Origin of the sequence: Bacillus sp. REN16 (assembly GCF_020731355.1) — a bacterium.
Classification (GTDB): domain Bacteria; phylum Bacillota; class Bacilli; order Bacillales; family Bacillaceae_L; genus Ferdinandcohnia.
In genome coordinates this window covers 1-7,677 of record NZ_JAJFZK010000043.1, presented here as the reverse complement: position 1 = coordinate 7,677, position 7,677 = coordinate 1, and the positions used below count along the sequence as shown (strand labels likewise).

Below are 7,677 nucleotides of genomic sequence, written 5' to 3'. Positions count from 1 at the left end.
TTAAAGTAGATTTTTAGCCGAACAAATTTGAAAAGTGGTATCCGAAATAATGTGCTTGTTTACAACAAAAGGTCTAATCTTGAATCATCTGAAAAAACATGTTGTTGTTTTTCAAGAATATATCCATGTCCTAGAATTTCTGGATTTTTAGCTATGAATTTTTCTATATCTCTTTCAAGTATCTGGAAAACTTCTTCTGTTGACAAAGTTGTGTTTGATAATCTCCCAGATTTTTCATTTTCATTTATTAAATCTAATAGAAGGGTAACATCCTTATCATCTAACTCTTTCCATGTACGGAGTGCTGACGTAATAGCTGCTAGTGGAGTTTGATTAGGATTTAGATTTGCTTTCCTAGATAGCTGTTTTAATATATTTGGAGTGATCTCTAATGGATTTTCCAATACTCTTGACCTTATTGGGTTTCCAAATACAATTGCTTCACTTGTATCAAGTTGATTTATCTGCTTTTTTAAATGATGATTATTAAATTTTTCTAATATGAATGGGTCATTAATAAGATTATTTACCAAGTGGACTTCTTCAACCCAATAATAAGCTGTTATATACCTCTTATCGTAGATTGTCTTGTGAAAAAAGAGTAAATCTCCTTTTTTTAAACATAATAGTTTTTCACCATTTGTTTTTAAATCTCCATATGTAAATTCATTTAATAATGGATCTTCATGTCCATTATTTTTTTCTGCTTCAACATAACCTATAAGGTAATTTGGCATCTCATTACCCCCATCTCCCTAAAAAATAGGCAGTTCTTTATAGTTGTAAAAGAACTGCCTTCTGATGTTTATCATGTTAGTTTTATGACTGAGTAGTTCGCTTTTATAAATCCTTTACAACTTCTTCATCCAAAATTGCTTTTCTCTTCTCCCAATCAGGCATTAATGAAAAAAGCATTTGATAAAAGTTATCGCTATGATCATTGTATTTGAAATGAATGAGTTCGTGGAGCACCACGTAGTCGATACAGTATTTCGGTGCCTTTATAAGCTCGGTATTCAGTAATATTGTGTTTTTTTCTATTATAGCTGAACCCCAACGTGCTTTCATTAACCGTACATCAACATCTGGCTTCTGAATTCCGTATTTTTGCACCAGAGGAAACATTTTTTCAAGGGATTCATTGAATACCATATGAGCTTTCTCACGATACCAATCATCCATCAGTTTTTCTTTTCTACTTAGATTATCTGTATCTTTAACGTGTAAATATATAAACCCACGAAAGTATTTGACCATTTCTTCTTCGGTTGTCTTCTGTACACGCAAACGATATTGCTTTCCTAGATATCTAAAGGTTTCTCCACATACATATTCCCTTTCACTTTGCTTTAATGGTTGTACGTCATTAAAACGCCCAATGTTTTTAATAATCCAAGAACCTTTTGATTTTACAAAATCAGAAATAAAGTCTAACGGAACTCTGTCATTTGCAGTAACTTCAATCGTCATATCTGGTTTGACATTGAGGTTTACATTTTTCACTTTTTTCCGCTTTACAACGAAATCAATGACATTATTGGCGTACTCAATTTGATGTTTTTCCATGCTGCTCCCTGCCTTAGTAACGTCTTAGAGCAACCGTTTTGATTTGCTCAATAATTTTATCAATGGTGTCAAAGTCAATATCTAGGTTGTACTTATCCTTAAAGTCAAATAAAAGATCATCCAGCTCTTGAGCAATTCGATTGTGAATCTCTAAATTATCATGCCAATCTACTTTTTGATGTCCCTTTATGATTTCATCCATCTTCTGTGCCAAATCACCCAACGTATTTGTATCATAACTTGTAGAAGTTTCTTTTGTTTCACTCAAAATATCCTTTGTAACACCATAAAGGGCTTGTGCATTGCGATTTTCTTTTATCACGTTAGGATACTGCTCAGTTGATTGACCACTCTGATAGTCTTTCATAATATCCTTCATACGGTTCAAATATTCAGCTTCAGAAATCCGTTTGTCTCGATATTCTTGTATCGCTTCATGTATCCGTTCAGAAAACTTTTTGTAATAGGATGGATTTTCGTCCCATTTTGCATGAACACTTTTTGTTAAACGAGTACGGATGGCATCTGCTTTTGCCCGTTTGGAACCAAGTCTTTCTATTTCCTCTTCAAAAGCCTTTGCATTTAGAATGTCCACTGGATTGGTAACCCGAATGACTTCCTCGGCAGAAATGTAATTATCCATCAACTTCTGCATTTTTGCTTCATATTCTTTATGATCAATTGTATCCGAATACCGTAACTTTACGCTTTTTCGCAAATCCTGGAAAAACTTAAAATCCTTTTTGTACTTTTGAAGTTCATCAGGAGGCAAGGCATTATAAATTTTTTCCGATTCTAAAGCTATTCCAAGGTTTCGTCCAAAGTTGCTTAAAACGTTATAAAACCCTTCTCTACGTTCTTCATCCTCTAACAATACCTCATACTCTTCCCGATCATTCTTGTTCTTAACATGAGCAAAGATTTGCCATAAATCGGAGTAATACTGCCGTAATGAACCAATGACACTAATGACATCGTAAATAGCACCCTTTAAATCCTCTGGGTCAAAGTTTTCCAATCCAGCACCAGAATACATCTGCATCGCTTGATCAAGTTTATCTAATAGACCACGATAATCAATGATTAAACCATAATCTTTTCCTTCATATAGTCGATTTACACGTGCGATGGCTTGTAGAAGCGTATGTTCCTTCATCGGCTTATCAACATACAGCACCGTTGCTCTAGGGGCATCAAAACCTGTTAGTAATTTGTCAACGACGATTAACAAATCAAGATCATCACCATTGACAAAATCATCTTTAATGGCATCTTCATATTTCTCTGGAGTTACAAAACGGTTCATCATCCGTTTCCAAAAACGCTGAATTTTATCTTTTGATTCCTCGTCAACTGCTTCGTGTCCTTCTCGTTGATCAGGTGGAGAGATTACGACTGCACAATTCAAATCCTCAAACTCTTCAAAAGCCTCTAAATAGCGAATAGCTTCAATTTTACTGTTAGTGGCCAACATCGCCTTAAATTGACTTCCCTGTGTCTTGTAGTTCTCTAAAAAGTGCTTGTTAATATCTTCTGCAATTAAATATATTCGCTGTTCTGATGAAGCAAGTTTTTCATATTTGCTCCATCTTTGCTTCACTTCTTCTTTTTGCTTATCATTTAGATTACGAGTAATCATTTCCAAACGTTTATCAATAGCCTTTTGATTAACTGATTGTTCAACCATTTTCCCCTCATACAGTAATGGAACAATCGCATTATCACGTACCCCATCAGCAATCGTATACTTATGAATGAGCTTTCCAAACTTTATCATTGTACTTTTTTCTTTCTTCATTAAAGGGGTCCCTGTAAAGCCTAAATAACAAGCATTCGGAAAGACTTTCTTCATTTTAATATGAAGTTCACCATATTGAGTTCGATGTGACTCATCAACCAGTACAAATACATCTTTAGATTCAATTGGTTTTTGCTTGATTGATGCTGTATCGAATTTATGAACTAATGTTGTAACTATATCTGAATTATTATCATTGATTAAATCGACTAAATGACCGCCTGAAGTAGCTCTACTTGCCTTTAACCTTGTGTGCCTGAATGTTTTATGGATTTGTTTATCTAACTCAACCCGGTCTGTTACCACTACGACTTTGGGATTAAAGTCATGCAACTCTGCCAATATGTATCTTGAAAGCATTACCATTGTTAGTGATTTACCAGATCCCTGTGTATGCCAAATAACACCACTTTGACGATTACCATTATCATCCCGTTCTTCTATTGTTTTAATGATTTCCTTAATAGCAAAGTATTGTTGATAACGTGCTACTTTCTTCACATCTTTATCAAAAAGTGTAAAGTATTTGGTGATTTCAAGTAGCCTCTTTGGATGGAACAAGGATATGATGTTTTTATCCTGAGTTGTTGGTAATCTGCCCTCTACCGTTTGTTCTAGCCAAGAATTTAGCCAATCCTCTTTCTCTTCTTTCCACACTGACCAAAACTTTTTCGGGGTATTGCAAGTCGCATATTGTGTTTCATTTTTATTAGTAGCCATAACCAATTGTACAAACTTGAACAATTGTGGGACATAATCTTTTCCCTGATTGCGAATCATCTGACTGATTCCTTGCTTCATAGAAATGGATGCTTTTTTGCACTCAATTACCACAAATGGAATCCCGTTTACAAACAGAACAATATCAGGTCTTACTGTTCCACGCCCGTCCATTCTCTCTACTTCAAATTCTTCTACCACATGAAACACATTATTCTCAATGTTTTTCCAGTCTATATACTGAATGGTAAACGATTTTTTAGAACCATCTGGTAAAAACTCTGTATAACTGCGTCCATTCATGATGGTTTCATAAATGGCTTCATTTGTTTTTACCAATCCATTCGTAAGGGGCTCATCTAAATCTCGAATCGCTTGATGGATATTGTTATTACTGAAATTATGAACTTCCCCTCTATACTCATAAGAATTCAATTCTACGAGCTTGTCCTCTAACACTGTCCTCAACAAAACATCATGGAGATTCCCACGCTTTTGATGTGCTTTTTCAGTCGATATATATTGAAAATCCAACTTTTGTAAAACTTCAATTGCTGGGACTTGGCTAATATATCGTTCATCATAACTCTTCTCCTGTGACATCGTCACACCTCCACTTCATCTCCATCATTATGCAATGAGTTAAGGAGTTACACATTAACTCGCAATTTTCCTGTAAGGAGTAACTGCAAAAGACCTTTCCTTTGTAATTTCAAATTTTCAATCTCTTTCTCTAAATACTCAATTTCCTTATTACTTTCCAGTAATATAGATATAATTACTTCTTGCTCCTCATTTGGAGGTAAAGGGATTTTAATTTTCGAAAATTCATTCCACCTTAAACTACCTCTTCTATCAACTGAAGCAGACATCATTGTTTCAAAAATCCTTCTATAGTTTTCAGTCTTTAATAAAGCAAATAAAAATTCATTATTTATATAATTATTGGTTTTAAAAACTGTGTACATTGGACTCACCAGTCCATAATCATAATCTTTTTGTAAGCCTATAGAGCCCTCTTCTATATGATTTGTTGCATATGCAAATTCACTTTTTGAAACTACTTTATATTTTGATAAATCAGAACTAAAAACCTGTTTTCCAAAGTATTTTAAAGAATCCACCAAACCTTTGTATTTTGTACACGAAAGGACAACATAATTTTTATTATCTTTATTTAGTCTTGTTACTTGTTTTGCAATTTTACTAATTTCAACAAATTCCCAATCATCTGGAATAATGAAACTTTTAATTTTTTGATAACCCTTTGGTGGTACACCTGTACTAATAAACTTGGTTCGCTGCTCTATATCTCCTTTAGACAACCCCTTGCCCAGATCATTCCATCGAATATGGCCCCATAACAACTTTTGCAATAACCCTTTATGCCGCTCCTTTTTCCACTCAATCAGCTTTTCTTTTAGCTCAATTGCCTTTTCCCAGGTATTAATAACACTAAGTATTTTTTTCTGTTCTGTTATTGAAGGTAGAGGAAAAGGAAAATTATTCAAAGCCTCAATATCTACACCAGTTTGCCCTGAAGTTCTTCGAGATAAGCGATCAATTAAATTGTATAAATCACCATTCTGAAGATAATAAAATAGATATTCTTTCAACAAACGCTTTTCATCAGGTATAGCCTTCATTAAAGCAACATTGTAAGCTCCTTCTAATCCACGCAATATTTGAAAAATAGGCGGTCCGTATCTTCCAATCATAACATCAGTTTCATCACAGAATTTTCTTGCCTTTTCAATGGGGATGTACGTTAAATAATCATCCGTTTTATAATCTCTAATTTGGATGAGACGTATATAACCCTTTCTTGGTTCATTTATAAATTCGCTTCTTGGTGGTTGTGCCCCACCAGAAAATCTTACAATGTCTGATATTACTAGATCATCCCAATTTTCTGGAATAACATAATGCTTTCCCTTTTTATAGCCTTTAGGAATTTCTTGATTTACAATCTTTTCTATCATGTTATTCACCTACAATCCAAGCTCTTTTAAATACTTTTCCATCTGTTTTTCCACTTCTTGAAGCTCCTGCTTTATATTAATGATATTTTCTTTAACGACATTCATATTAACCGGTACTTCTTCTTCGAATGTATCGACGTAGCGTGGGATGTTTAAGTTATAGTCGTTTTCTTTAATTTCATCTAATGTAGCGACGTAAGAAAATTTATCAATTTTTTCTCTCTTCTCATACGTTTCAATGACTTTTTCAATGTCCTGCTCTCTTAGTTTGTTTTGGTTTTTCCCTTTTTCATAATTTCCTTCACTTGATGAGTCAATGAATAGGACATCTTTACGTATACGATCTTTTCGAAATACCATGATACAAGCTGGAATACCTGTTCCGAAGAATAGGTTCTCTGGTAAACCAATAATAGCATCTAAAAGGTTCATATCAATGATTTGCTGACGAATTTTCCCTTCGCTTGAGCCACGGAATAAAACCCCATGTGGAAGGATTGTAGCCATTCGTCCATTCTCTGCTAATGAATAAAGCATGTGTTGAACAAACGCATAGTCCCCTTTTGAGCTTGGTGGGACTCCCCATTCAAATCTTCTGTATTGATCAAGCCCTGGCTCCATTTTAAATTTTTTATCATTACCTTCTCCAGCAAATCCCATCGCCCACTTATCTAACGAGAAGGGAGGATTTGCAACAATTGCTTGGAACTTCATTAACTTTCCGTCATCCAAATGTAACGGGTTGGCTAATGTATCTCCCCATTCAATCTTGGCATCATCTATCCCATGCAAATACATATTCATTAATGCTAATGAATGAGTGGCCCCATTACGTTCTTGTCCATAAATCGCTACTTTCTTACTAGGAACTTGTTTAGCTACCTTTAACAATAAAGAACCAGATCCACAAGTCGGGTCATAAATCCGGTCATTTTCTTGCGGTTTAACTAATCGAGCCAATAGTTCAGATACTTCTGACGGAGTATAGAATTCTCCACCTTTTTTTCCTGCATCAGAGGCAAATAATCCAATCATGTATTGATAAGCATTTCCAACAATATCTTCATTACCTAATTGGGACGGTCTTAACGATAGTTGATTAAAATCCTCTAATAAAGAACGTAGCATTGCATTACGTTCTTTCGCCTTTCCGAGAATTGCCTCACTATTGAAGTCGATATTACGGAATACACCACGAAGTTTCCCTGTATTCTCATTTTCAATTCGTTCTAATGCCTTGTTAATTATTTCTCCAATTTCCGGGTCATTTCTTTTACTATACAAATAGTCAAATGTTGATGTTTCATCCAATACAAAACGTTCTCTTGATAAGGCACGTTGAATTCGTTGTTCATCTCCATTGTAACGATTTGAATATTCTTCTAATTTCTCTTTGTAGGAATCACTTAAATACTTAATGAACAACATAGTAAGGATGTAATCCTTGTATGTAGATGAGTCAATCTTCCCTCTGAAAGTGTCTGCTGCCTGCCATAATACACTATTGATTTTATCTTGTGTTGTTTGTTCAATCATTCTTTTATCCTCCCTCAATAAAGTAAGTAATATCTCCCGAATACTCCTTTTTTCTCACATTTTCATAGACACCTA

Annotated in this window: 5 protein-coding genes; all 5 read right to left on the bottom strand. The window is 34.5% G+C overall.

Features of this window, described 5'->3' with window-relative positions; genetic code table 11:
* Nucleotides 1-59: 59 nt before the first annotated feature.
* On the bottom strand, nucleotides 60-737 hold the full coding sequence (locus LKW28_RS22555; protein WP_229142660.1) for a DUF91 domain-containing protein: 678 nt from the start codon (nucleotides 735-737) through the stop codon (nucleotides 60-62).
* A gap of 103 nt (nucleotides 738-840) precedes the next feature.
* Nucleotides 841-1,566 (bottom strand): SprT family zinc-dependent metalloprotease, encoded by a 726-nt coding sequence (locus tag LKW28_RS22550; protein ID WP_229142659.1) that lies wholly within the window; start codon nucleotides 1,564-1,566, stop codon nucleotides 841-843.
* Nucleotides 1,567-1,579: 13 nt separating this feature from the next.
* Nucleotides 1,580-4,687 carry a type I restriction endonuclease subunit R gene (locus LKW28_RS22545; RefSeq protein ID WP_229142658.1) on the bottom strand — a complete coding sequence of 1,036 codons (3,108 nt, stop codon included), beginning with the start codon at nucleotides 4,685-4,687 and terminating at the stop codon, nucleotides 1,580-1,582.
* Between the two features lie 47 nt (nucleotides 4,688-4,734).
* The gene (locus LKW28_RS22540) at nucleotides 4,735-6,066 is read right to left on the bottom strand and encodes a restriction endonuclease subunit S (RefSeq protein ID WP_229142657.1); all 1,332 of its coding nucleotides are present in this window, start codon (nucleotides 6,064-6,066) and stop codon (nucleotides 4,735-4,737) included.
* Between the two features lie 9 nt (nucleotides 6,067-6,075).
* Nucleotides 6,076-7,602, bottom strand: coding sequence for a type I restriction-modification system subunit M (locus LKW28_RS22535; RefSeq protein ID WP_229142656.1), 1,527 nt, complete (start codon nucleotides 7,600-7,602; stop codon nucleotides 6,076-6,078).
* Between the last annotated feature and the right edge of the window lie 75 nt (nucleotides 7,603-7,677).

Bases quoted from the DNA above. Each gene is read 5' to 3' on its own strand.
- LKW28_RS22550 (WP_229142659.1), bottom strand. From the start codon at position 1,566: ATGGAAAAACATCAAATTGAGTACGCCAATAATGTCATTGATTTCGTT.
- LKW28_RS22555 (WP_229142660.1), bottom strand. From the start codon at position 737: ATGCCAAATTACCTTATAGGTTATGTTGAAGCAGAAAAAAATAATGGA.
- LKW28_RS22535 (WP_229142656.1), bottom strand. From the start codon at position 7,602: ATGATTGAACAAACAACACAAGATAAAATCAATAGTGTATTATGGCAG.
- LKW28_RS22545 (WP_229142658.1), bottom strand. From the start codon at position 4,687: ATGTCACAGGAGAAGAGTTATGATGAACGATATATTAGCCAAGTCCCA.
- LKW28_RS22540 (WP_229142657.1), bottom strand. From the start codon at position 6,066: ATGATAGAAAAGATTGTAAATCAAGAAATTCCTAAAGGCTATAAAAAG.